At 34.8% G+C, this 477-nt stretch carries 1 tRNA gene; it reads left to right on the top strand.

Features of this window, described 5'->3' with window-relative positions:
- Positions 1-39 precede the first annotated feature (39 nt).
- Positions 40-125 (top strand) — tRNA-Leu (locus H4J56_RS19375).
- Positions 126-477 lie beyond the last annotated feature (352 nt).

The following is a 477-nucleotide window of genomic DNA, read 5'->3' as shown; positions in this document are numbered from 1 at the left end:
GTAGGGAGCCAATCTCTACTTTAAAAAGAATTATCCGATGCCCGGGTGGTGGAATTGGTAGACACAAGGGATTTAAAATCCCTCGCTCATAGAGTGTGACGGTTCAAGTCCGTCTCCGGGTACCATCTTTATACTGTACTTTCTGTTCAGTAATTTAAATAGTAGTAATTAAACCTGTATCAATAATGTATGTAATTAATTTACATCACATTTATAATGCATATATTTATATACAATAAATATAGCTAAAATGTTGTGATTTAGCTGACAACAAAAGATGTAGCGTCTCGTTAACTGTTTAAATTTAGTGTGTAGATAAGATAAAGAATTTAATTAGTTAAATCTCTTAGTAAATTAAGAGTTAGTAGGGAGCCAATCTCTACTTTAAAAAGAATTATCCGATGCCCGGGTGGTGGAATTGGTAGACACAAGGGATTTAAAATCCCTCGCTCATAGAGTGTGACGGTTCAAGTCCGT

Source organism: Colwellia sp. BRX8-4, assembly GCF_014077345.1.
Taxonomy (GTDB): domain Bacteria; phylum Pseudomonadota; class Gammaproteobacteria; order Enterobacterales; family Alteromonadaceae; genus Colwellia_A.
The sequence above is the reverse complement of the archived record's forward strand: the minus strand, read 5'-3'. Positions and strand labels throughout refer to the sequence as shown.